22 protein-coding genes are annotated in these 23,824 nt (G+C 41.8%); 1 reads left to right on the top strand and 21 read right to left on the bottom strand.

What is annotated here, in order from left to right:
• Window positions 1-12 precede the first annotated feature (12 nt).
• From H513_RS0118225 to H513_RS0118205, 5 genes are all read right to left on the bottom strand, one after another.
• The gene (locus H513_RS0118225; protein ID WP_026802010.1) at window positions 13-2,340 is read right to left on the bottom strand and encodes a sensor histidine kinase; all 2,328 of its coding nucleotides are present in this window, start codon (window positions 2,338-2,340) and stop codon (window positions 13-15) included.
• Between the two features lie 91 nt (window positions 2,341-2,431).
• Complete coding sequence (locus H513_RS0118220) at window positions 2,432-2,878, bottom strand: acyl-CoA thioesterase (protein ID WP_026802009.1); 447 nt, start codon at window positions 2,876-2,878, stop codon at window positions 2,432-2,434.
• Window positions 2,879-2,935: 57 nt separating this feature from the next.
• Window positions 2,936-3,703: a succinate dehydrogenase iron-sulfur subunit gene (gene sdhB / locus H513_RS0118215; protein ID WP_026802008.1), complete on the bottom strand. Its 768-nt coding sequence runs from the start codon at window positions 3,701-3,703 to the stop codon at window positions 2,936-2,938.
• Entirely contained in the window at window positions 3,703-5,466 is a 1,764-nt protein-coding gene (gene sdhA / locus H513_RS0118210) for a succinate dehydrogenase flavoprotein subunit (protein WP_026802007.1), read from the bottom strand. The genes sdhB and sdhA overlap by 1 nt, the downstream gene beginning before the upstream one ends.
• A 51-nt stretch (window positions 5,467-5,517) precedes the next feature.
• The gene (locus H513_RS0118205; RefSeq protein WP_026802006.1) at window positions 5,518-6,132 is read right to left on the bottom strand and encodes a succinate dehydrogenase cytochrome b558 subunit; all 615 of its coding nucleotides are present in this window, start codon (window positions 6,130-6,132) and stop codon (window positions 5,518-5,520) included.
• A gap of 420 nt (window positions 6,133-6,552) precedes the next feature.
• On the opposite strand from H513_RS0118205, the gene H513_RS0118200 reads away from it, so the two are divergent.
• Entirely contained in the window at window positions 6,553-6,993 is a 441-nt protein-coding gene (locus H513_RS0118200; RefSeq protein ID WP_051240147.1) for a YslB family protein, read from the top strand.
• Here the strand turns inward: H513_RS0118200 and H513_RS0118195 are convergent.
• The 16 genes from H513_RS0118195 to H513_RS0118120 form a co-directional block, all read right to left on the bottom strand.
• Entirely contained in the window at window positions 6,971-8,413 is a 1,443-nt protein-coding gene (locus tag H513_RS0118195; RefSeq protein ID WP_051240145.1) for a hypothetical protein, read from the bottom strand. The two genes, H513_RS0118200 and H513_RS0118195, sit on opposite strands and share 23 nt — an antisense overlap.
• 74 nt (window positions 8,414-8,487) lie before the next feature.
• Window positions 8,488-9,447: an FTR1 family iron permease gene (locus H513_RS0118190; RefSeq protein WP_026802003.1), complete on the bottom strand. Its 960-nt coding sequence runs from the start codon at window positions 9,445-9,447 to the stop codon at window positions 8,488-8,490.
• Between the two features lie 18 nt (window positions 9,448-9,465).
• Window positions 9,466-10,212, bottom strand: a complete 747-nt coding sequence (locus H513_RS0118185; RefSeq protein ID WP_026802002.1) for a hypothetical protein — start codon at window positions 10,210-10,212, stop codon at window positions 9,466-9,468.
• A 74-nt stretch (window positions 10,213-10,286) separates the two neighbouring features.
• The gene (locus H513_RS20680) at window positions 10,287-11,018 is read right to left on the bottom strand and encodes a glycosyltransferase family 2 protein (protein ID WP_036769121.1); all 732 of its coding nucleotides are present in this window, start codon (window positions 11,016-11,018) and stop codon (window positions 10,287-10,289) included.
• Entirely contained in the window at window positions 11,015-12,481 is a 1,467-nt protein-coding gene (locus tag H513_RS0118175; protein WP_026802001.1) for an alkaline phosphatase family protein, read from the bottom strand. The genes H513_RS20680 and H513_RS0118175 overlap by 4 nt, the downstream gene beginning before the upstream one ends.
• A gap of 1 nt (window position 12,482) precedes the next feature.
• Entirely contained in the window at window positions 12,483-13,382 is a 900-nt protein-coding gene (locus tag H513_RS0118170; protein ID WP_026802000.1) for a lysylphosphatidylglycerol synthase transmembrane domain-containing protein, read from the bottom strand.
• Entirely contained in the window at window positions 13,379-14,317 is a 939-nt protein-coding gene (locus H513_RS0118165; protein WP_026801999.1) for an NAD-dependent epimerase/dehydratase family protein, read from the bottom strand. Before H513_RS0118165 ends, H513_RS0118170 begins: the two co-directional genes overlap by 4 nt.
• 109 nt (window positions 14,318-14,426) lie before the next feature.
• Window positions 14,427-15,635: a hypothetical protein gene (locus tag H513_RS0118160; RefSeq protein ID WP_026801998.1), complete on the bottom strand. Its 1,209-nt coding sequence runs from the start codon at window positions 15,633-15,635 to the stop codon at window positions 14,427-14,429.
• Window positions 15,636-15,745: 110 nt separating this feature from the next.
• Window positions 15,746-17,551, bottom strand: coding sequence for an excinuclease ABC subunit UvrC (gene uvrC / locus H513_RS0118155; protein ID WP_026801997.1), 1,806 nt, complete (start codon window positions 17,549-17,551; stop codon window positions 15,746-15,748).
• 72 nt (window positions 17,552-17,623) lie between these two features.
• The gene (gene trxA, locus H513_RS0118150) at window positions 17,624-17,938 is read right to left on the bottom strand and encodes a thioredoxin (RefSeq protein WP_026801996.1); all 315 of its coding nucleotides are present in this window, start codon (window positions 17,936-17,938) and stop codon (window positions 17,624-17,626) included.
• A gap of 200 nt (window positions 17,939-18,138) precedes the next feature.
• Window positions 18,139-19,119: an electron transfer flavoprotein subunit alpha/FixB family protein gene (locus tag H513_RS0118145; protein WP_026801995.1), complete on the bottom strand. Its 981-nt coding sequence runs from the start codon at window positions 19,117-19,119 to the stop codon at window positions 18,139-18,141.
• A gap of 35 nt (window positions 19,120-19,154) precedes the next feature.
• A complete protein-coding gene (locus H513_RS0118140) occupies window positions 19,155-19,928 on the bottom strand; it encodes an electron transfer flavoprotein subunit beta/FixA family protein (RefSeq protein WP_026801994.1) in 774 nt (257 codons plus the stop codon).
• A gap of 12 nt (window positions 19,929-19,940) precedes the next feature.
• The gene (locus tag H513_RS0118135; protein WP_026801993.1) at window positions 19,941-20,714 is read right to left on the bottom strand and encodes an enoyl-CoA hydratase; all 774 of its coding nucleotides are present in this window, start codon (window positions 20,712-20,714) and stop codon (window positions 19,941-19,943) included.
• Between the two features lie 28 nt (window positions 20,715-20,742).
• Window positions 20,743-21,324 carry a TetR/AcrR family transcriptional regulator gene (locus tag H513_RS0118130; protein WP_026801992.1) on the bottom strand — a complete coding sequence of 194 codons (582 nt, stop codon included), beginning with the start codon at window positions 21,322-21,324 and terminating at the stop codon, window positions 20,743-20,745.
• A gap of 124 nt (window positions 21,325-21,448) precedes the next feature.
• Window positions 21,449-23,155: a long-chain-fatty-acid--CoA ligase gene (locus H513_RS0118125; protein WP_026801991.1), complete on the bottom strand. Its 1,707-nt coding sequence runs from the start codon at window positions 23,153-23,155 to the stop codon at window positions 21,449-21,451.
• Window positions 23,156-23,405: 250 nt separating this feature from the next.
• Window positions 23,406-23,810, bottom strand: a complete 405-nt coding sequence (locus tag H513_RS0118120; RefSeq protein ID WP_407946591.1) for a DUF350 domain-containing protein — start codon at window positions 23,808-23,810, stop codon at window positions 23,406-23,408.
• Window positions 23,811-23,824: the final 14 nt, after the last annotated feature.

Below are 23,824 nucleotides of genomic sequence, written 5' to 3'. Positions count from 1 at the left end.
CTACGTCCCCCTCTATTCTCCCTCAGGATAGAATATAACCTCCATGAGAAATCCCTCATTCGGTTCTGTCGTAATCGTCATGGAACCATTCAATCCATTTACACGCTGTTCAATTCCTGACAGACCCATATGATTATAAATATCCATTTCTTTCTTTATATCCATTCCAATACCATTGTCTTTGTAGCTTAATACAATATGGCCATGGGTGTTCGTAAGTAATAGCTCTACCACATCAGCCTCTGAGTGTTTCATTGCATTCGTTAGGAGTTCTTGAACAATCCGATAGATTCCAAGTAAATGCTCACTACTCACGTCAGAGTAAAACGTGTCCGCATTAAATTCGACTGTGAAATTCGAACGCAATTGATATTGCTGAATGAGGTTCTCAAGTGATGCAACGAGCCCCATTTCTTCCAAGAAAGGCGGACGCAATTCATTACACGTCTCACGAATTAAATGAATGTTATCAAGCATTTGCTCTCTAAAGTGAATCAGCTTATCTTTCGTGTCCTCTTCCATGTCCGATTTTTGATTAATGAAGTCATCCATTTGCCTGAACAAATACAATTGCTCCTGTAGAACAGAATCGTGTAAATCAATGGCAATTTGCTGGCGCTGGTGTTCCGACAGCGAGAAGAGAAGCCTTGATAACCAAGCAGGATAACGCTGACTGCTATCATTCTTAACATGCTTTAATTCTTGGAATAAGTCTTCAATAAGTAATAAATTTTCAAGAGCGATATTGGTATTGTACGTTACATTTTGTAGGTATGCTTTCTCATCGAGATTGAAAGCAATCCGGTTTGGTTTCTCCGAACAATAAAGGTAAGTTGTCTTGCTCATCGTATAACCTACAACCACCACATACCCTCCATGCTTGTCCATCTTCATGACTTCCCCTACATCTCCATTGTTCTTCTTAATCACTTCCTGAGCTTCCTCCATCAGACGTAGCGGGATGTCGAAGTAGGTACAAAAGGTCTTACTGTTGTTGCATTGCGAGAAGATGTGTACCGTTTTCACTCCTAGAACTTGAACAAGCTCTTTACGGACCCTCGCTAACAAACCAATTGGATGTTTCTCTTTCTTCATCTCATGAATAAGACGCTGTATACTTTGTTGGAAATTGTATTTTTCCGTGAATAGATTCCTGCGTATCCTGAAATCAAAGACCTCTTTTACATATAAGAATAGAATAATAATGGCCCAAGCACCTAGAAAGAGTATAAGAAGCTCTAGCAGCTTCCAATCATGGTTCATAAAGAACGCAGTAAAGACCACCATGATGATAGTTGGAATTATGGAAACATAAGCATAATACCGCAAACGTCCGACGATGAAATCAATATCGAATAGCCGTTCTGCCGTAATTAAGTAAATAAATGTTAGCGGCAATATAATTAACGTCAACAAAGTAAATTCAGCTGGGAGCAGCTCGTCTTGCCATAATAGAGTTGGCAGTAAATTCAGGAATGTATACGGTAGAAACGCGATAAACACACCTGCGACTAAGTACTTTAAGATTGGTGCATGCGTTGTCTTTCGGTAGCGTACATATCCAATGATAATCAACAACGCTGTAAGACACATAAAGAACGAAAAAACAAACTCTGTAAGCATCAAGTACCAAGTGGCATACGACTTTGTTACGATTAAGACGAACTCAATCAAAGTCAATAACTCCGCTGTACGATAGTTCCAGCTTACAAACTTTCGAGAAAACCACGTTAACCCGATCTCTTTAAAGTACGTATAAATAAATTGCAGCAACAATGCCGGAACCATGAGAAAGGTGTACGTATTAATGAGCATAGCTAATGGAACATACCTTGTAGCGCCGCTTCCTGCTAGGTAGCAGACACTAACGGTTAAGAAGAAGACAATTAAATAAAACCCGGCTTTGTCTTCCCGTTTATGAATAAGGATAAAGATCGACAAGGTCACGGCAACAAGGATAAATAAAGAAGGAAAGATAATGTAAAAGAGCCACTGCTCTAGACTTACCTCTTCTTCGATATTGCTGTATTGTTGTTCTTCGCCGTTTATCTTTATCACTAATTCATCTGCCTTCTCAACTGTCGAATACCATTCTACGGTACTGTATGACGAAGGGGACTGCCCCTCTATAGACACGACCGTCGATCCAATGGGGATTCCTTCATATTGAGCCCAACTATAATTAGCGACGTCGGATACTTGGTATTCACCATCTTCTTCCGTCACTTCTATTCCAACAAACGGTGTCCACAGCACAGTGGAAATTAAATAAACCGTAAAAACAAGGAATACTAATGGGATAAAGAAATATTTAATACGTGAACTGTTTGTTGTACCCATCTTAACTCTCCATTCACCAATAAAATACAAAAAAGCCAAGCTATGCTTGACTTTATCATATCTTACAGGACGGTGCGAATCCTATCCCAAATTAATGTACTGCGTGAGTTCTACGGAAGGGCTCTGGAATACTTACTTTTTCACCTGTTTCGTAATCAATATGTACAACTCGTCCCCTAGCAGTCAGACAGACTTCATTTCGTTCATTGAGCACCATGTAGTGAAGGTCGTACGATGTACGGCCTGTGTGTGCCAACTTCACAAATACACGCAGCTTTTCATCAAAGAAAACTTGTTGATGATAATCACATTGCAAGTCCGCTACAACTGGGATTTGCTCTCCAAGCTCAAACCGTTCTCCAATTAACCCCACCGACTTCATAAATGCAATTCGAGCCTCTTCGAAATAAATAAATGGAGACGTATTGTTCATATGTCCAAATAAGTCTGTTTCTGAAAAACGAACGTGGATATTGATATAGAAATCAAATTCTTCACGCCATCTTTCTGGTTGTTCAATATAAGCTACTCGCTTCAACTGTATTCCTCCTTTAAAAGGGGCTGCTTCTTATAAGAAGCAGCCCCTACCATTCTATTAAACTTTATGGTCACTACCAAAGAAATTCTTAAATGAGTGAATGACTGTTTCTCTGTTCATTGCAGCAATCGACGTCGTCAATGGAATTCCTTTCGGACATGATTGAACACAGTTTTGGGAGTTCCCGCACTCTGCTAGTCCACCTTCACCCATTAAAGCTTCCAATCGTTCATCTTTATTCATCTCTCCAGTTGGATGAGAGTTGAACAAACGAACTTGAGAGATTGCAGCAGGACCGATGAAATCGGATTTGCTATTCACATTCGGGCAAGCTTCGAGACAAACACCACATGTCATACATTTAGATAGTTCATATGACCATTGGCGCTTGTTCTCTGCCATTCTAGGACCAGGCCCTAAATCATAGGTTCCATCGATTGGAATCCATGCTTTTACCTTTTTCAGTGAATCAAACATACGACTACGGTCTACTGCTAAGTCTCTTAATACCGGGAATGTAGACATCGGCTGTAAACGTACAGGCTGTTCGAGTTGGTCAATAAGCGCTGTACAAGACTGGCGCGGCTTTCCATTAATGACCATGGAACATGCTCCGCACACTTCCTCAAGACATCCCATATCCCAATAAATTGGCGTTGTTTCTTTCCCATCTGCGTTAATTGGATTACGTCGAATCTCCATTAACGCCGAAATGACATTCATGTTCTTACGATACGGTACTTTAAACGACTCTTCATAGGAATCAGAGTCTGGTTTGTCCTGACGAGTTACAATTAGCGTAATTGTTTTGTTGTCTTCACTCATTAGGATTTGCCCCCTTTGTTTTGCGTGTAGTCCCTCTTACGCGGTTCAATTAGAGAAGTATCCACATCCTCATAGAAGAAAGTTGGGGAATTGGTTTCTGCGTCATATTTAGCCATTGTTGTCTTTAACCATTCCTCATCGTTACGATCCGGATACGCCGGTTTATAGTGTGCGCCTCGACTCTCATTTCGATTGAGGGCACCAATCGTAATCACACGCGCAAGCTGAAGCATGTTCCAAAGCTGACGAGTAAACATAGCCCCTTGGTTACTCCATCTCGTTGTATCGTTAATGTTGATACGTTCATAACGTTCCATTAACTCTACAATTTTCTCATCTGTCTTCTTCAGTTTCTCATTATCTCGTACAACAGTTACGTTATCAGTCATCCACTCGCCCAACTCTTTATGGATTTGATAAGCGTTTTCGTCTCCGTCCATGTTCATGATAGTGTCGAATTTCTCTTGTTCAGCTTTAATCGCACGATCGAACAGATCAGAATCCATATCCTTCGCATTCTCATCCAAATCAGCCATATACTTCACAGCATTCGGACCAGCTACCATTCCACCGAAAATAGATGATAGCAAGGAGTTGGCTCCGAGGCGATTTCCTCCATGCTGAGAATAGTCACATTCACCCGCAGCGAAAATACCCGGGATATTCGTCATTTGTTCGTAATCGACCCACAGGCCACCCATAGAATAGTGAACCGCAGGGAAAATCTTCATTGGAACCTTTCGCGGGTCTTCCCCTACGAATTTCTCATAAATTTCAATAATTCCACCAAGCTTCACATCTAACTCTTTTGAGTCCTTATGAGAGAGGTCTAAGTACACCATATTCTCTCCGTTGATTCCAAGCTTCTGATTGACACACACATCGAAAATTTCTCGTGTAGCAATATCACGAGGTACAAGGTTCCCATATGCCGGATACTTCTCTTCGAGGAAGTACCATGGCTCCCCGTCTTTATACGTCCATACTCTTCCGCCTTCTCCTCGAGCAGATTCACTCATAAGTCGAAGTTTGTCATCCCCTGGAATCGCGGTTGGATGAATTTGAATAAATTCACCATTCGCATAGTAGGCACCGTTCAAGTATAGAGAAGCGGCAGCTGACCCCGTATTGATTACAGAGTTTGTAGATTTACCGAACACAATACCCGGGCCACCTGTTGCTAGAATAGTTGCGTCAGCTCGGAATACTTTAATTTCATGACTGTTCAGGTTCTGTGCTACACACCCTCTGCCAATCCCTTTGTCATCAATAATTGGGGACAGAAATTCCCAACCTTCATATTTCGTCACAAGTCCCGCTACTTCATAACGACGAACTTGCTCATCTAATGCATATAATAATTGCTGGCCAGTTGTAGCACCTGCATAAGCGGTTCGGTGGTGTTGTGTACCTCCGAAACGTCTAAAGTCAAGCAACCCTTCTGGTGTACGATTGAACATAACGCCCATTCGGTCCAACATATGAATGATACTTGGTGCGGCATCTGCCATTGCCTTAACAGGAGGCTGATTGGCTAGGAAGTCCCCACCATATACCGTGTCGTCAAAGTGCTCCCAAGGAGAGTCACCTTCCCCTTTTGTATTTACTGCGCCGTTAATCCCACCTTGCGCACATACAGAGTGAGAACGCTTAACGGGTACTAGCGATAGTAAATCGACGTGTACGCCTGCTTCTGCTGCTTTAATGGTTGCCATCAACCCAGCAAGGCCACCACCGACAACGACTATATTTTCATTACTCATGTGAAACTCACTCCCTTTATGTCTACAAATCCATGAAACTATGAATGCTCTTTATACAAACGCTAGAATTGCACGCACCCCTACTACAGATAGCGCCAAGAATACCGCAAGAGATACGTATGTAAAGATACGCTGCGAACGTGGAGACTGAGTAATCCCCCATGTCACACAGAATGACCACAAGCCATTAGCAAAGTGGAATGTTGTTGAAATCACACCAACAATGTAGAATCCTAGCATAAAGTTAGATGACAAAATGTCTGCCATTAAATCAAAATTAATTTCCACATCTCTAAATGCCGCTGCTAATCTCGTCTCCCAAACGTGCCAAGATACGAAAATCAGTGTGATGATTCCGGAGATTCGTTGCAAATAGAACATTACATTACGAAAATACCCGTATCTGACTGCATTGCTACCTGAAGCTGTAAACGCAATGTACACGCCATATATGGAGTGAAACAACAGGGGAAGGAAAATAATAACGATTTCTAACACGTAACGAAACGGCAAACTTTCCATAAAGTGTGCAGCATTGTTAAATGCCTCTCTCCCACCTGTAGCAAAATGGTTGACAACTAAGTGTTGGATCAAGAAAATTCCAACCGGAATAACTCCTAGTAAAGAATGTAGTCTTCGTAACATAAACTCACGATTGGTTGCCATGTGTCTTGCTTACCCCCCTCAGAATGTAAATAAAAGTCTCACTTTGTGCACTTTTCAGACATTAAAGCGCTTTAATAAATGGGTAAAATTTTTTACCCATGCGCTTGCCTGTAAAATTGTACAAATTTATATCATGTTTATTGTACTTCTATCAGTAGATAGCGTCAAGAAATGCTGTTCGTATTTCTATAACGAACATGCTTGTAAGAAACAAGGAGAAACCCCCTTATACAGCAGGAATCGTTGCCCTATTCCTTTCACGTAACAATCTATAAAGTTTAACAAGAACAGCATGTAATCTTGCACAACATTTGGAATCACCATAAAGAATTGAAAGAAGAAACTACAAATCATTGAAAAAAGTGATTTTTTCATTATTGAAGTTTAAATCACTTCACTGTAATAATAGAGGGAGAGAGGATGAGACAAACGATGAATGAACAGATTGCTAACCTTTTTGATGAATTTAAAGATATCCCTTCCACTCAAATGGGACATGAAGTGCTTCGGACAAAAGTTCTTCCCGATTTACTCGGGAAAGAGAGCGACACCGTCTTATACTACATAGGGAGAAATTTATCACGGATGTACCCGTGTGAATCCATAGATGAAATTGGAACTTTCTTTGCGGCAATGGCTTGGGGAAACTTGCAGTTGTTGAAAGAAAAGAAGAACGAGTATTACTTTGAGTTAACTGGCGAATTCATCGAAAAGCGCCTGTCCTACAAAAGTCCATACTCGTTCCGGATGGAAGCAGGATTTCTTGCTCAGCAGATTGAATTGATCATGGGGCAAGAAGCGGAATGTATCTTTGAAACGGAAAAGAAAAAATCAAAAGTTATTCTGCATGTGGTCTTGTAATCCACTTATACAAGGTGATTTCGTGATAAACAGGATGATAAAGGGCTTTGGAAGTAAACGTTTCAACGTAGCGAACATGCTCTTCTACGTCATACCCCTGTTGTCTAAAACCGTTTAAGACCGCATCTGTTACATACACATGTTGATGAGATTCTATTGACATATCCTCTAAGAAGAGAGGGTATGTCTTAATCTTTTTGTAAGGTGTCTTAATCTCCAAGTAATCAAACGTTCGTTCTTCTTCCCACGTATATACCATACTCGCATTAGGTAATTGTTCAACATAAGAGGCAAGTTGATAGGTTGCAGGGATCTGATGAGATTGATTGTACATGTGTATGGTCGACAGAGGAAGCTGAATGAATAGTACAGCGGTAAGCAAGAAGGCCGTCATGCGTCTTGGCTGAGTAGCTAAGACCAATAGGGCCCCTAACGCTAAAATCAAGACAAGAGGAAGTATGTGTCTAGCTTTATCAATATTCTGAGCGAAGAATGCCCATAGTAGATAACCTCCCCCCATAAAGACTAGCATCCAATTCATTGTTCTTAGTTGAATGGCCTTCGTAAGAGCAACTACAATGACGAATACCCAAAGAACAAGTAAAAGTGAGTTCGTAACACCAAAGCCTATCCACGCTACATTATTCCACAAAAACGTGTATCCTCTTTCCCACCAGGTAAGACTGTGAGTTACGACGGAACCGCCCCATTCTGTAAAGTGCCCTTCAACAAATTGAGAAGCCACAAACCAAAAGCTACTCAAACCACCGAGAGATTGAATTAATCCTCCCACCCATATGAACTGCAGACTTACAGAAACCCCAATATGTATGAACAGCATCGTAGCTCCGACATTCTTATATACCCACTTCCATACCCACAACAAGCCAATCCCTAAAGGGAGATATGAGACCCTTACACCCATTAATAAGGCAAAGAAAATCGCTGGGAGAAATGCATGTGCCACATGTTTTCCTGCCTGTAGACGGTCAATTGACCAAATTAACCAGATCACGACTGAAAGTGCCATCCCCTCTGACATGGGGGCGACAAAGGCTAGTTGGACAAATGGAATTGTATGTACAACAAGTACGGCGAGCGTACTATAGAGGACAGAGGCTCTCTTTCTTACCATCCACCATAACGGAAAGATCGTACTCAAGGAGACAATTGTATTCCAAACGGATAAGGAAAGTGTTAAATCCTTAATAAATAAATGAACGAGCATGCCACCTAAAATAAAGAAAGGATAGCCCGGGAAATGAGGTTGCATATCCAACATATCAAAGCGTTCAATCCCAAGAGCGAAATCTACAATATCCCAGCTACTTGCAAAGGCACTCACGTTTAAGAATCTGATGATGCCAATAATTACATATAAACAAAATCCAACAATCAATACTTTTTTACTACCAGACAAATCTATCCCCCATTTTAAACTGCTCCTATATCTCCATAAAAAACCCGCCTTAACCAAGACGGGTTCATTAAATCTTAATTCACATGTTCACGCGGCATTGCCTGTTGTGCTTGAACTTCTGGTTCGGTTTCTTTCTTCTTTCTCTGAAGCCACCCTTTGCTTGCCACAAGATTTGCGACAATAATGAAAGCAAAATATAGCCAATAAGCAGCAATTTGTTCAACTGTCGGATTGTGACTGTAACCAAACATGGCTGCCAAGAAAAGTCCGATTTGACCACTAATTACAACATCTTCTCCAGTATCGCGGACATAGTGCACCTCGTCTTGATAGTGTTCAGGCATAAATCCAACAATATTATAAACCGACTTAGGCTCTCCCTGCACAGTCTCGTACACTGACCCAAGCTTACCAAGGTCTTGAAGCATCCCAACTCCTTGTACGAGCAACCCTGCAGCAATAAACATAATCATAATTCCTGTCACTCTAAAGAATGTCTTTAAAGAGAATTTCATTGTACCGGTAAAGAACAAATATCCAAGGATTAATGCAAGCATGAGACCACTGAGCGCTCCGTAACTTGTAAACACGGACTCGATATCTCCACCGCTAATCGCAGCGAAGAAAAAGACAGTTTCAACACCTTCACGAAGAACAATCAAATACGTATGTACAACAAGCGCTGTGACACTCCCTGCCGTTACAGCCGCATTAATTTTCTTCTGCATGTCCCCATTCACATTTTTAGATTCTTTGGTCATCCACATCACCATATGTGACAGTAGGAACACCGAAGCAAACATAATCCCTATTTTCAAGTATGTCTCTGAGCCAAAGCTTGCAAAGCCAGTAAATACAACTTGGAACAGTAAAGCTACAACATAACTGCTTACTAAAGCTAATCCAACCCCAGCAAAAACCCACGGATGATATTTCTTAGCATTTAAGCGGGTTAGATAGCTTAGAATCAACCCAACAATTAAGATGGCTTCTAACGCTTCCCGAAGTGTGATTAGAAAGGCTTGAAAATCCATGGATACTCCCCCTTTACATCAGTCTTTCTTCCGTTTCCGAACTTGATTGAAAGCAATTAAAACAGCCATGATGACTCCTAATCCAATGGCTATCCACTTCCAGATTGCACTGTTACCTTCATTTGCTTCTTCAAGGTTTAAGTTTTCTTCTGTTAGTTCACCATCATTCGATGAACCTTCTGGCAACGTGAAATAGTTACTTAATGTATCGTTGATTGATGTAACTTTCTCATTAAACGTATCTTGGTCGCTTTCTTCGTTCCCAACTCCAAACAAACCAGGGTTCCCAAGCGAAGCTAACGCTTCATCAAAGTCCGTGTACACTTGGTCAACCGTCTGTTGATCGGACTGTTCAAGGACATAAGGCTCTAACACATTGAAAGTTCCTCTTGCTTTAGCGAGTAATAATTTCGCTTGGGAATAATCGTCGAAATTATCTTTAGCAAAGTGAAGTCGGCGGTCAATATTCAATCGAAGAGCCGTTCGATAAGCTCCTAACAATTTCTCTTCGTCTCGTTCTTCCAGCCCTTCATCTACTAGAGGAAGGGTTTGCGTAAAGTAAAGCTCAAAATCTTCCCGATTGCTTTCCATCAATTGTTCGGCTTTAGACCATTCATCGTTCTTAACATATTGTTCAAGTTCCTTATAAGCTTCAGCAATCTTTTCTTCCCCGGGGTCCCCGTAAGAGTATGCTGATCCTTTACTAGGTAAACTTAATGTAAGTATAAAAGTTGCTATTATGACAGGAATGATAATGTTTTTCATTTGAGACCTCCTAACCTAATGATAATCATTATCAATGTTAGAGTCAAGACAAGATAGAGAACGTTTTCAATTTTTTAGGACGTTCTTCTAGACTCAACCGCTTCCCCTCTTTTAGGGGAAGGATTTGATCTCATTTCCCTAACTATCGCAGGGATGACAGACGATAGGTAGGCTTTAAATTTAATGAACGATTGTCCTTTCTCTCGCACTTTATATTGTATTGGAATCTCTTTCATGCGAAAGTTCTTTCGGATTAGATTTAAGGTAAGGACTTGCGCATAATTATAGTCATGAATGATTGTCGCTTTTTCAGCGGCCTCTCTTGAGAAAGCCCTCATTCCTGATTGCCCATCATAGATCCATCGTTTCAGTAGCAAAGATTGAATGAATGTGAACAAATAGTTTCCAAGCCGTCTGTGAAGTTTCATGCCTGTAATTGTCCCTAAGAACCTTGATCCCATTACATAATCCACTTCATCGTTTAAGATGGGTTCAATCAGCTCTGGTATTTGACGAGCAGGATACTCTAAGTCTGCGTCAATCATGACGGACACATCGCAAGAAAGTTCACAAGAACGGCGTAACCCTTCTCTTACGGCAGCCCCTAATCCTCTATTCTCCCCCAGTGAATACGTATGGTCTGCTCCTGCTTCGCGGGCTAACTCAACCGTTCGGTCAGATGAACCATCATCAATGACAATTACCGTCACTCGCACTCCAGGGATTTGCTTTGGGATAGATTGCATCATTTCTACAATATTTTCTTCTTCGTTATAGGCTGGTACGAATACAACGACATGTTTCATGAATTAGACTCCTTTGAACTCCGAATCGCTTCAGTTAAGATACGTCCTCTTGACTGTTCCGGAAATGGTGTTCCCAATAAGTGAGCGATAGTCGGGGCCATAGATACTAGGCTATGTTTCTCCTCCACACGCTTCCCTTGGTTTATAGAGGGTCCGTACATAAAGAAAGGCACAAAACGCTCTCCTTCGTCCAAATGACCATGACCACCAATTCCATCTGCTTGCCCGTGATCGGCACAGACCATTACTGTGGTATTGTCCATGTATCCCTCCTGCTGAAGCCAATCCACATACTCCTTAACAAGCGCATCTGTTTCTTCTATCTTCTCGATGTAGTCATCATAAAGTACCCCGCGACTATGTCCCGTTTGGTCCGTACTAATTAATTGCATAACAAAGAGGTCAGGGTTCTCTTCCTTCATTAGACGTTTACCTTTCTCCACAATGTGACGGTCTGCTACATCGTTATTCATAACAGCAGTCACCGTATCTACATCGTCTCCTAATGTATCGACAAGGTGAGCAATTCCAAGTAATCGTCCATGTTTGTTCACTTTACGTAGTGAATCGAATATACTCTCTGATTGTGAACCAGAATTCCATACCATATTAGACTTAATTCCATGCTCCATCGGATACGTTCCAGTAAACATAGATGTGAAACAGACGACCGTACGTGCTGGATAGACCGTTTCCATGAGCGTGTACTCTGTCCCATTCTTCTTTAACGAATCGAGAAACGGTGTGTGGGCAGCTTCATAACGATCTTTACGCATTCCATCTATTACAATGACAATAACTCGATCACTGACGGAATCTAACGGTTGTGGATAATGGTCTTTCGTATACGTATCATATGGCTTTGGCTTCCAATCAAATAGAGCATGATGAAGAATCCAAGTAAATAGAATAATCCCTAAGTAGAACCAACCTAACTCTTCTAAAGAAGGGATAAGCCAACCGTTTAGTTCGATTGAGTCCACTGCCAACTGCCATACCCCTAGGATTAGGAGAAACTTAGGAATTTGCTCTTGAGCATTCCCGCTTGTAGAATCACTGTTCTTAAGTACAAGCTTCCAGAATCGGGTGAAATTCCAAAGCGTTGTTCCAATTCGTAAGTGGTAGTATATCGTCCCCCAGAAAAACACCGTAAAGAAGAAATACAACCCGAGTGCGAACAACCATAACGACAAATAATTTACTTGCCAAATCATTAAAAAGGCTACCAATGGAATCCACAGATAGTTCCTTAATAGTAAAGGGAAATCATATTTAATAAATAGAAGGATTAGAGGCAGTACGTATACTACTCCAATGGAAAGTGCCTGCCATGAGGAGACCCCAAAGAAAAGTTGGAATAGCACCATTGTCCCCATTACAAATATGGGGGTAAACGGCTTTCCTTCATTAAGAAGGTTCCAACACCTTGCTGCTACTTTTTCAAATGCTGATGCTTCTCTCAAATTAATTCACTCTTTCTTTTAACCATTCTTTAACTCCACTAAAGGAAATAGGAAATAGGATGATAACGAGTATCCCAAAAGCGAAGGAATAGATGAATTTGTAAATGTGTGTGGTTAACGCAATCAAGTAGGCGGACGTAACGGGGAGTCCCACTGCTACTAGGGCACCGGTCATGACACTTTCATAAGCTGCTAAATTCCCCGGTGTAATTTGAAATACTCCACTTGCCACGGCTACAGAAGTTGCCCACAAGCTCTCAAATACCGTTCCCTTCCAATCAAGCATGGAAAGAAAGCCATACAAAACATAACCTTCTAGAATCCAACTTATTGCAACAAGACCTACTATGAGAACTCCCTTTCTTGTCGCAATAAGCCGGATTGGAGTGTTCAACCAACTAGGCACTCCCTTCCATCTCAAAAGGATTACAAAGAGTAAGCCTCCACTTGCTATACCGATTAACACCCACCAATATGAAGGAGAGATGTAAACCCCAGTACCAATAATCGCCAATACAGCAAGACAGAATAGGTCTAGACTTCTCATCACAATCACATCGGAAGCAGCTGATTTCCACGTCGTTTTGGTGAACTGTTGATAAACTCCAATTCGGATTAAATCCCCCGCCTTAAAAGGAAGGAGGTGATTGAAGAACAAGGAGTAATATAACGGCACTAAGTAAGAAGCCCATCTTCCTTCAACACCAGAGTAAAAGCGCCAAGCAATGCCTCTAGATATAAATGCACCCGTGTATGTGACCGTTATAATTGCCAGCATGCTGGGAGAAGATATGATTTCTCCCCATACTTGTCCAAATGTCGCTTTATCCACGAATTGAAGCGTTAACCATATAAAACAAAGGAATAGAAGAAATCCAACTCCTCTTTTAACGACACTCATCTTGTTCTATTCAGCCAATCTATCGTACGCTTTAGGCCTTCACGGAATGAGTAAGCCGGCGTAAAGCCAAGTTGCTCTCGAGCTTTGTCGATATCCGCCCATGTGTGTTTCACATCGCCCATCCGATAGGGCTTTTCATTGATTTCAATAGCTGGGTAATGCAATTTCAGTTCGTTTATGAGTTCCTCAAGCGTAACGGGCGAATTCGAACCCAAGTTATACACTTCATTCCCCTTCGCATAGAGGAGGGTTTGATAGATTCCCATGATGATATCGTCAATATACGTGTAATCACGGGAAGTTCCTTTTCCGTAAACATCTATTGGCAATCCTGCTTGAGCGCGCTCTATAAACTTTTGAATGGCCATATCTGGACGTCCTTCTGGCCCATACACTGTGAAAAATCTTAATATGGATAATTGGAAACCATACCTGTGTTGGTACATGTGTGCATATGCCTCTCCACTTACTTTCGAAGCAGCATAGGGAGAAACTACCTGTCCTACTGCGTCTATTTCTTTCAATGGACCTTCTTGGTCTCCATATACGGACGAGGAAGAACCAAAAATTACGTGAGGTATTTGCGCTTCACCAGCAAGTTCCAACACATGTAAAGTACCGGTTATATTATTCTTGATATATTCTTCAGGCTGCTCAAAAGAATAGGGAACTCCGGGTACAGCGGCTAAATGAACAAGCGCATCGTAAGGACCATCTTGAAAGATTGTCTTTATCCCTTCTCGGTCTAACAAATCCACCTTATTTAGTTGAACATTTGCATAGCGAGAAAGATTATCCAACCTTCTCTCTTTACGCCCATTGTCGTAATAAGGATATCTATTGTCGATTACAACGACCTCATGTCCTTGTTTCGCCAAATATTCACAAAGGTGACCTCCGATAAACCCGGCCCCACCTGTAACTACTACCTTCATCAAATTCACCTCTAAGCTGTTCAATCTACACATTTACTCATTTTAACATATGCCATTGCCTACATTTGTACAAAAAAGAGCTGCATGACTACATGCAGCTCTTTAGCACTTATTTCACTAATTGATCTAGAGAAGAAACAATTTCCTCACTTAGTGCATTCGCTTCTTCAAGGTTTTCGTTCTCAATAGCTTCGTACCATGTTTCTGCTTTATCAAGAAGATTAGATGACTCTTCTTCACCTAGACGTTCCTGCATTGCCATTTCGATTGCCTTCATAAATACGTTTGCTTCTAGAGCTGCTCCACGGGCATCCGTAAGATTTCCTTCTTCAACCGATTTTGGCGCTTTCTCATGGTAACTCTTGATCTTGCCTACGAAAGCTTGTACAAATAAATCTTTCACTTCATCTGATTGAATCGTTGCTGGATCTGTTTCATTTAAAGTAAAGAGCGTGTTTAATTTAGTTGCAGCTTCTTCATCTCCGCCAGATAGAGAACCTTGAATCGCTTGTAAGAATCCCCAAGCTTCGGCTTGCTCAGCCTGTAACTCAGCTTCTTCAGCATTTTCAGATGCTGCTTGCTCAATTTTCTCAGCATAGGACTGAGCAGCTAGGTAATAACTGCGGTAGATGGATTTGTCTGTCACTTGCTTATATACAGCAAAGTCATCTGCGTTTCCATTGTTCAGAGCCTCTTCCTGAGCTGATAAACCTGCATTGATGTTCTGAACAATGCTTGAATCTCCGCTTAGTTCATAATAGCTATCGCGTTTTTCAGCAGTTGGAATGAAGACTTCTTCAGCCAAATAATTCAGTTGTTGGAATTGCTCATCTGCTTCTGTTGTATTTTCATCTTCAAGAGCAGTTACGATGTCTCCATGAATCCCTTTTTGCTTCTGGTAGAAATAGGATTGAAGACCTTTATCTATGATTTGACGAGCAGCATTTTGTTCGAGCTCATCATTTTGCGCAGCTGTAATGGCACTAGAAATGGCTTGGTCGAAATCACCATTTACTTCAGTTACAGAAGATTGCATGTCATCTTTATATGTAGTGGATACAAGCTCCCAATCTACTTCCTGATCTTCTTTCATCTTGCCCAATTCATCCATTAATTCTTGGTAGGCAGCAACTTGCTTTCCTACTGTAGATTGAGCTACATCAAACGATTGCTTCTCATCTTTACTTTCTTCTTGTTTCGTTTCTTCCGTTTGGTTCTCAGAAGATGAGTCTTCATTGGACTCTTCTCCGCTTGCACAAGCCGTTAGAAGTAAAGATAAAGATAGTCCTGCATAAAGTGCATATTTTTTTGTTTTCATTCTATGTACCCCCCAATTGATAATCGCTTTCATTTGCTGTTCACAAGTATATCGATAACGATTCTCATTGTCAAATAAAAAAAAGGAATAAACTGAATGTTTCATACAGTTTATTCCTCAACTTCTTCAGCTTCCTCTTCTGCTGGTGCATTCAAGTGATTTAAAATCGTTTGTGCCACCGGTGACGGGATTCCAAGCTTCTGAATATCTTCTACGCTTGCTTCTTTAATTTGAGTAACGGATTTAAAATGGCGCAACAATAAACGGCGTCGTTTCTCTCCGACTCCAGGGATTTTGTCTAATTCAGATTGTATGGCTCCCTTACCACGTAGCTGTCTATGGAAAGAAATAGCGAAACGGTGCACCTCATCTTGGATGCGCTGAACCAAATAAAACTCTTGTGATTGCCTGTCCATTTCAACAGGTGCGGGCGGGTCTCCATACAGCAATTCACTTGTGCGGTGTTTTTCGTCTTTCGCCAATCCGCCAAGTGGAATATCAAGGCCAAGCTCATTCTCCAATACATCTTGAGCTGCACTCATCTGTCCTTTCCCACCATCCACAATGATTAAATCTGGGAGAGGCAATTGGTCTCTTACGACTCGCTTGTATCGACGGCGTATGACTTCCCTCATGGTTTCATAATCATCGGGGCCTTTGACATCACGAATTTTATACTTTCGATATTCTTTCTTGTCTGGCTTACCGTCAGTAAATACGACCATAGCGGAAACTGGGTCAGCTCCTTGGATGTTGGAGTTATCAAATGCTTCAATCCGATGTGGCGTTTCAATATGAAGATTCTGACCTAATTGTTCTACAGCCTTAATGGTTCGCTCCTCATTCTGTTCAATGAGAGAGAATTTCTCCTGCAAAGCAATTTCAGCGTTCTTCATCGCTAAATCCACAGTATCCTTCTTACGACCACGGAGAGGAATATGAACGTCCAACTCTAGAAGTTGCTTCAACGTATCCACATTGGCCCCAACTGGTACAAGGACTTGTTTTGGTTTCGGATGGTTCTTATGCAGATAGAAACGACCGATAAAGCTTAGGAAAGCATCTTCTGCATCATCAAAGAAAGGAAAAATAGAAACGTCACGTTCGATTAATTTACCTTGGCGGATAAAGAAGACTTGAACGCACATCCACCCTTTATCGTACGAATAACCGAAGATGTCTCGGTCTACTCCGTCATTGATTTGCATTTTTTGCTGTTCCATCACCGATTCAATATGCTGAATTTGGTCACGATATTCTTTCGCACGTTCAAACTCCAAACTCTCAGCAGCCCGCTCCATTTTCTGTTGCAAGTCTTTCTTAATCTCTTGATGTCCACCACTCAGAAACTTCGTTATGTCTTGAACGATATCCTGATTCTGTTCTTGAGTGACTTTAAACTGACAAGGTCCTAAGCACTGATGCATGTGATAGTACAAGCAGACACGGTCTGGCATCGTATTACACTTTCGAAGGGGATAAAGGCGATCTAATAGTCGTTTCGTTTCTCTTGCTGCTATAACGTTTGGGTATGGACCAAAGTACTTTCCTTTATCCTTCTTTATATTCCTCGTTACAATCAGACGTGGATGCTTCTCTGCTGTAATCTTAATATAAGGATATGTTTTATCATCCTTTAGAAGCACGTTATATTTAGGGTCGTATTTCTTGATTAAGTTCATTTCAAGTATAAGGGCCTCAAGCTCTGATGAGGTTACAATATACTCAAAATCAACAATCTCCTGAACGAGTCTCTGTGTCTTGGCATCGTTTGCTCCAGTGAAATAAGAGCGAACTCGGTTCTTCAGTACTTTCGATTTGCCGACGTATATGACCGTACCGTTCTTATCTTTATGAAGATAACAACCGGGTTGATTCGGCAAGACCGCTAATTTCTCTCTAATGTTCTCTCGCACAGTCACATCACTCTCCCTGATGACGGCTATAACTAAAGAAAAACAGCCTCGATGGGCTGTTTTCCTCGTAACTTATGAGTGTTTGTTTACTAGTTCAACTAGTGCTTCTTTAGGTTGGAAACCAATGACTTGGTCAACCACTTGACCGTCTTTGAAAAGAAGTAGAGTTGGGATACTCATAACTCCGAATTTACCAGCTGTTTCTTGGTTTTCGTCAACGTCAAGTTTTACGATTTTCACTTGGTCGCTCATTTCAGAATCCATTTCTTCTAGAACTGGAGCGATCATTTTACAAGGTCCGCACCAAGGCGCCCAGAAGTCTGCTAGTACTAGACCTTCGCCTGTTTCAGTAGCGAAGTTTTGGTCAGTTGCGTGTGTAATTGCCATATGTTAATTCCTCCTTAAATACAATCCAATCAATTCTTTTCCAAGTATATCACTAGACATGACGTGAGGGCTAATATTTTGTTTACCATACTATTCCCAATCTCATTCGTTGTCATGCCACATTTTGATTATAAACGAACGAAAGTGCTGCAACAAATTTTTTGTTTGTTACAACACTTCGTTATGTGGTTACTCTTAGTCTATGCGTTAACGCCGATTTGTTTCATTTCTTCAATTAATTTCGGTACGACATCAAATAAATCCCCTACAATACCGTAGTCCGCCACATTGAAAATGTTGGCCTCTGGGTCTTTATTGATCGCTACGATGACTTTGGAGTTTGACATTCCAGCTAAGTGTTGAATCGCCCCGGAGATTCCGACTGCGATATAAAGGTCTGGTGTGACCACTTTACCTGTTTGACCGATTTGCAACGAATAATCGCAGTAGCCTGCATCACAAGCCCCACGAGATGCACCAACAGCACCGCCTAATACATTGGCGAGCTCTTCTAAAGGCTCAAATCCTTCTGAGCTCTTCACCCCACGGCCGCCTGCCACAATAATCTTAGCTTCAGACAGGTCAACCCCTTCTGACGTCTTACGAATGACGTCTTGTATAATTGTACGAATGTCTTTCACATCTACATCTTTAGCGGTTACTTCTCCAGTACGACTTTCATCCTTGTCGAGCGCTGGAATGTTATTAGGACGAATCGTAGCAAAGATGACTCCGTCTGTAATAATCTTCTTCTCAAAGGCCTTCCCTGAATAAATAGGTCGCGTGAATACAAAGTTCCCGCCCGTCTCTTCAACAACGGTAGCATCAGAGATAAGACCTGTTTCAAGTTTACTTGCAAGCTTCGGTGTTAAATCTTTCCCAATTGCTGTATGCCCCATAAGAATACCTTCAGGGTTCTCGTCTTGGATGACAGCCATAATAGCTTGCCCAAATCCTTCAGACGTATATTGCTTTAACGCTTCGTTAGAAACGGTAATAACCCGATCGGCACCATAAGCAACCATTTCTTGCCCGAGTGAAGATAAGTCTTCAGATCCACACAACACCCCAACTACTTCTCCGTCTCCACTAATTGTTTTCGCAGCTGCAATGGCCTCAAATGTAACGTTCCTTAGTGTACCTTCACGTTGTTCCCCAATAACCAATACCTTTTTCCCCATGTCCATACCCCTTTCCATTATTAAATCGCTTGTTCCTACAGCACCTTCGCTTCAGTTCTTAACAAAGAAACTAGTTCTTTCACTTGTTGGTCGATATCACCCTCGAGCACCTTACCTGCTTCTTTCTCAGGAGGAAGGAAGATTTCAATCGTTTTTGTTTTCGCTTCTACGTCGTCTTCATCAAGGTCTAAATCATCCAACTCAAGTTCTTCAAGCGGTTTTTTCTTTGCTTTCATGATTCCAGGAAGTGATGGGTAACGAGGTTCGTTAAGACCTTGCTGACACGTAACAAGTAATGGGAGTGACGTTTGTACTTTCTCTACGTCTCCTTCCACGTCTCGCTCAATGTTAACGGTTTCATTTTCAACCGTAATGCTTGTAATGGTCGTCACATAAGGAATATTCAATCGTTCAGCTAAGCGTGGTCCCACTTGGCCGCTTGCTTCATCGATTGCTACGTTCCCTGCAAGGATAATGTCTGCTTCCTTATCTTCAAAGAATGCTTCCAATATCTTAACAGTTGAGAATTGGTCGCCTTCTTCTAAGTCATCCTCTGTGTTAATTAGAACCGCTTTATCTGCTCCCATTGCCAATGCTGTCCGCAATTGTTTCTCCGCATCTTCTTCACCAATCGTCACAACCGTTACTTCACCACCGTGCTCATCGCGAAGTTGAATGGCTTCCTCAACCGCGTACTCGTCATAAGGATTAATAATGAATTCTGCACTATCATCCTCAATTCGACCATTCCCAATTGTAATCTTCTCTTCCGTATCGAACGTTCTTTTCAGCAATACATAAATGTTCATGAATAGGCCCCCTTAACGATCTTTGAAATTTGGTTTCCGTTTCTCGATAAAAGCTTGAACGCCTTCTTTGGCATCTTCTGTCCCAAATACTTTGCCAAATTCAACAGCTTCCTGCTCAATTCCAGTCCCAAATTGTGAAGTGAAGGTGTATGGAACGACCTTCATCACAGAATGTATGGACGGAGCGCTCTTGGCGGTAATCTTAGAAGCTAGTTGTAACGCAGATGCTTCTAACTCCTCCTGAGGGACCGCTCGGTTTGCAAGCCCTAATGAAGCAGCCTCCGCACCTGTAATCGGTTCAGCCGTCAGAATCATTTCGTACGCCTTGGCAGCGCCTACATGTCGAGGAAGTCGCTGCGTCCCACCAAACCCTGGTATAATGCCTAGTGTTAATTCTGGCAATCCGAGCTGCGCGTCTTCTGCCACAATTCTCATGTGGCACGACATGGCAAGCTCAAGGCCGCCACCTAAGGCAGCACCATGAATGGCCGCAATGATTGGGATTTGGAACGTCTCAATTCGATCAAATAACGCTTGACCATTCGGTGCCATATTGCTATGTTCACTACCAGATTGGTAGGATGTAAATTCCTTAATATCTGCCCCTGCCGAGAAAAACTTCCCTTCCCCTTTGATGATAATGGCCTTGGTGTTCGCTTCTTGTTCAATGGTATCTAACGCTTGTGATAGATCCATCAATAGCGCACTAGAGAGAGCGTTGGCAGGAGGACTTTGAATGGTAATCACTGCAAGTTGATCTTTCATTTCTACAGATAGTAGGTTCATTCAATCAGCCTCCTTGTACTCTTCTTTCTTATTTCGTTAACCCTTGTGTAATAAGCCCATGTACCGCTGTAGCCTGTTCTTCCAAACTATATTTCTGATCATTCATGACCCAGTTTGTAACGGTTTCGTCTAATGTTCCGAAGACCATTTGACGTACTAGACGGCGATCCATATGCTCGTTAAAGCTACCATCGTTCATGCCCTTCTCAACAATCTTGTCAATCACCATCAAATACCCTTTTAACACATCGTTAATTTTTAAGCGAAGCTCTTTGTTAGACTGTCGTAACTCGAGTTGAGTGACAACAGCGAGCTGATGGTCCTTTGCGAGTTGATGGTAGTGCACTTGAATTAAAGTCAGGAGCATGTCACTGGCGTTCGAGTGTGTCTCGATTTCTTGTTCAATCGTTTCTACGAATTGTCCCATCTTTTCCTGAAACAAGGATACGAGAATATCCTCTTTATTCTTGAAATAAAGATAGATTGTCCCGTCCGCTACTCCTGCCTTCTTCGCAATCTTAGAGACTTGGGACGCATGGTACCCATTTTCAGCAATGACTTCGACAGCTGCATCAATTATTTGTTTGTATTTTGGTCGATTTTTTTTCATGGTGATCTCCTAACTAAAGCAAAAATACTGAATGAATCATCATTCACTTTTATTTTACTGTTCCATGAAAAAGCTGTCAACTAAAATCCCCCTCCTTTAATCAAAAGAAAAAAGAGCTCGAGGCTCAGGCATTGCGCTCAGTAGATTCCAGTTTCTTTCTCTCTTCTTCGACAAGTGATCTTCTAAGAATTTTCCCTACCGCAGTCTTAGGTAGTTCATCTCTAAATTCATAGATTCTTGGGACTTTATACTTTGCCATATTCTCTCTACAGTACGCATCTAGCGTCTCTTCATTTAATTGGTATCCTTCTTTCAACACAATATAAGCTTTGACTGTTTCTCCTCTATATGGGTCTGGAACGCCTGCCACAACAGCCTCTTGGATGCCGTCATGTTCGTATAAGACTTCTTCTACTTCACGAGGATAGATATTATAGCCACCCGCAATAATCATATCCTTCTTTCGATCAACGACGAAGAAGTAACCCTCTTCGTTCATATAGCCTAAATCACCAGTCAACAACCAGCCATCCTTCAGTACTGCGGCCGTTTCCTCTGGTTTGTTCCAATACCCCTTCATGACTTGTGGACCACGAACAGCAATTTCACCTATTTCTCCAATCGGCATCGGTTCAATACTATCTGGTTGAACAATACGCGAATCGGTGTCTGGCCATGGTACTCCTATGCTACCGCTTATGCGATTCTCCCACACAAAGTTAGAGTGTGTAACTGGAGACGATTCTGTTAACCCATACCCTTCAACGAGCTTCCCTCCGGTTACCCGCTCGAATTCCTCTTGGACTTCGACTGGCAGAGGTGCCGAGCCACTTATACACGCTTCAATGGATGAAACATCATAGTTAGTTAGTTTAGGGTGATTTAATAATGCAATATAAATGGTTGGAGCACCAGGGAACAGCGTCGGCTTTTGCTTATCAATGAGCTTTAACACATCACCTGCTTCGAATTTCGGCACAAGAATCATCTTAAATCCGAACATGATGGAAACGTTCATCACTGCTGTCATGCCATACACATGAAAGAACGGGAGAAGTGCCATAATCGTCTCATCGCCTGGCTTCGCACGGTATAGCCAAGCCTGACACATTTGCGTATTTGCAATTAAATTATAATGACTCAGCATAACTCCTTTCGGGAAACCAGTCGTACCACCCGTATATTGAAGCAGCGCGACATCGTTAACAGGATCAACCTCAATCTCTTCAATCAACCCCGTACTCTCTTTCCTTAGCTCAGTCCACCTGTGTGTATCCCCACCATGCTCTGGCTCTACGACAATTCCATATTGCTTTCGCTGGATATACGGATAGACGACGTTCTTCGGAAACGGCAAGTAATCCTTAATGCCTGTCACAATGACATGCTCAAGATCTGTTTCAGCTTTGACGCTTGTGACCTTTGGATAGAGTACATCTAGGCAGATAATCATCTTCGCCCCTGAGTCTTTCATTTGGTACTCTAATTCCCGTTCCATATAAAGTGGGTTCGTTTGAACGACAACACCACCTGCCATTAATACAGCGTAGTATCCGATAACAGCCTGCGGGCAGTTCGGCAACATGATGGATACCCGGTCACCTTTCTCTAATCCGAGCCATTGCAAATAACTCGCCACTTCCTTCGCCTGTTGGTACACTTCTTCATACGAAAGCTCTTTCCCCATAAAGTGAAGCGCTTTCTTTTTACCGTATAGAGATGCACTTTCTTCCAAGATAGCATGGAGAGGGACTTTTCTATAGTCAAGTTCAGTCCCAATTTCACTAGGGTAGTGACGGAGCCATGGTCGGTCTGCTATAACTTCTTCCATTTCCTTACCCCCTTCTGTTCGTTTGACCTACTCTTATTATACATAGTTATAAGAAAATTTTGAATTATTATTTATTCAAATGACTCTCTCACCTGCATATTTGCATATAGAAAAAGGCCCTACACACTACATGTAAGGCCTTCCTCTCTATACCCAAAACAATAAGTAAAGAACTCCTATTAAGATAAAGACTCCCGATAAAACTCCGAGCACTTTAGCTAATGTCTCCACTCCGTTCTCCTCGCCCTCTTTACAGTATGTTCGCTCCAATGACAAATGAAAGTCCTACGGAGATAACCATCGCTATAAACCCAACAGCTCGGTTGTCCTCTTCAATTTCTTTGTCAATCCGAAAACTCGGAGTCAAAAATTCAAACATAAAATACCCAATTAGGAGCAATACGAACCCAAACGACCCCCATGCCATCATTTGTAGCAAGGAGTCATTATGTTGAACAGAGTAGTGAAAAATGTTCGATATCCCGAAAATCTTTCCCCCTGTTGCCATCGCAACAGAAAAGTTGCCTTTCCTGATTTGCTCCCAGTTGTTATAGGAGGTGACGAGCTCAAAGATGGCTAGGAAAACTATTGCGCATAAGACAGCTACACTATAGCTAGCTGCTGTTTCTACATAAACATTCTCCCAAAAGTTCAAGTTAATTCCCCCTA

The organism is Pontibacillus halophilus JSM 076056 = DSM 19796 (genome assembly GCF_000425205.1).
Lineage (GTDB): Bacteria > Bacillota > Bacilli > Bacillales > BH030062 > Pontibacillus_A > Pontibacillus_A halophilus.
The sequence above is the reverse complement of the archived record's forward strand: the minus strand, read 5'-3'. Positions and strand labels throughout refer to the sequence as shown.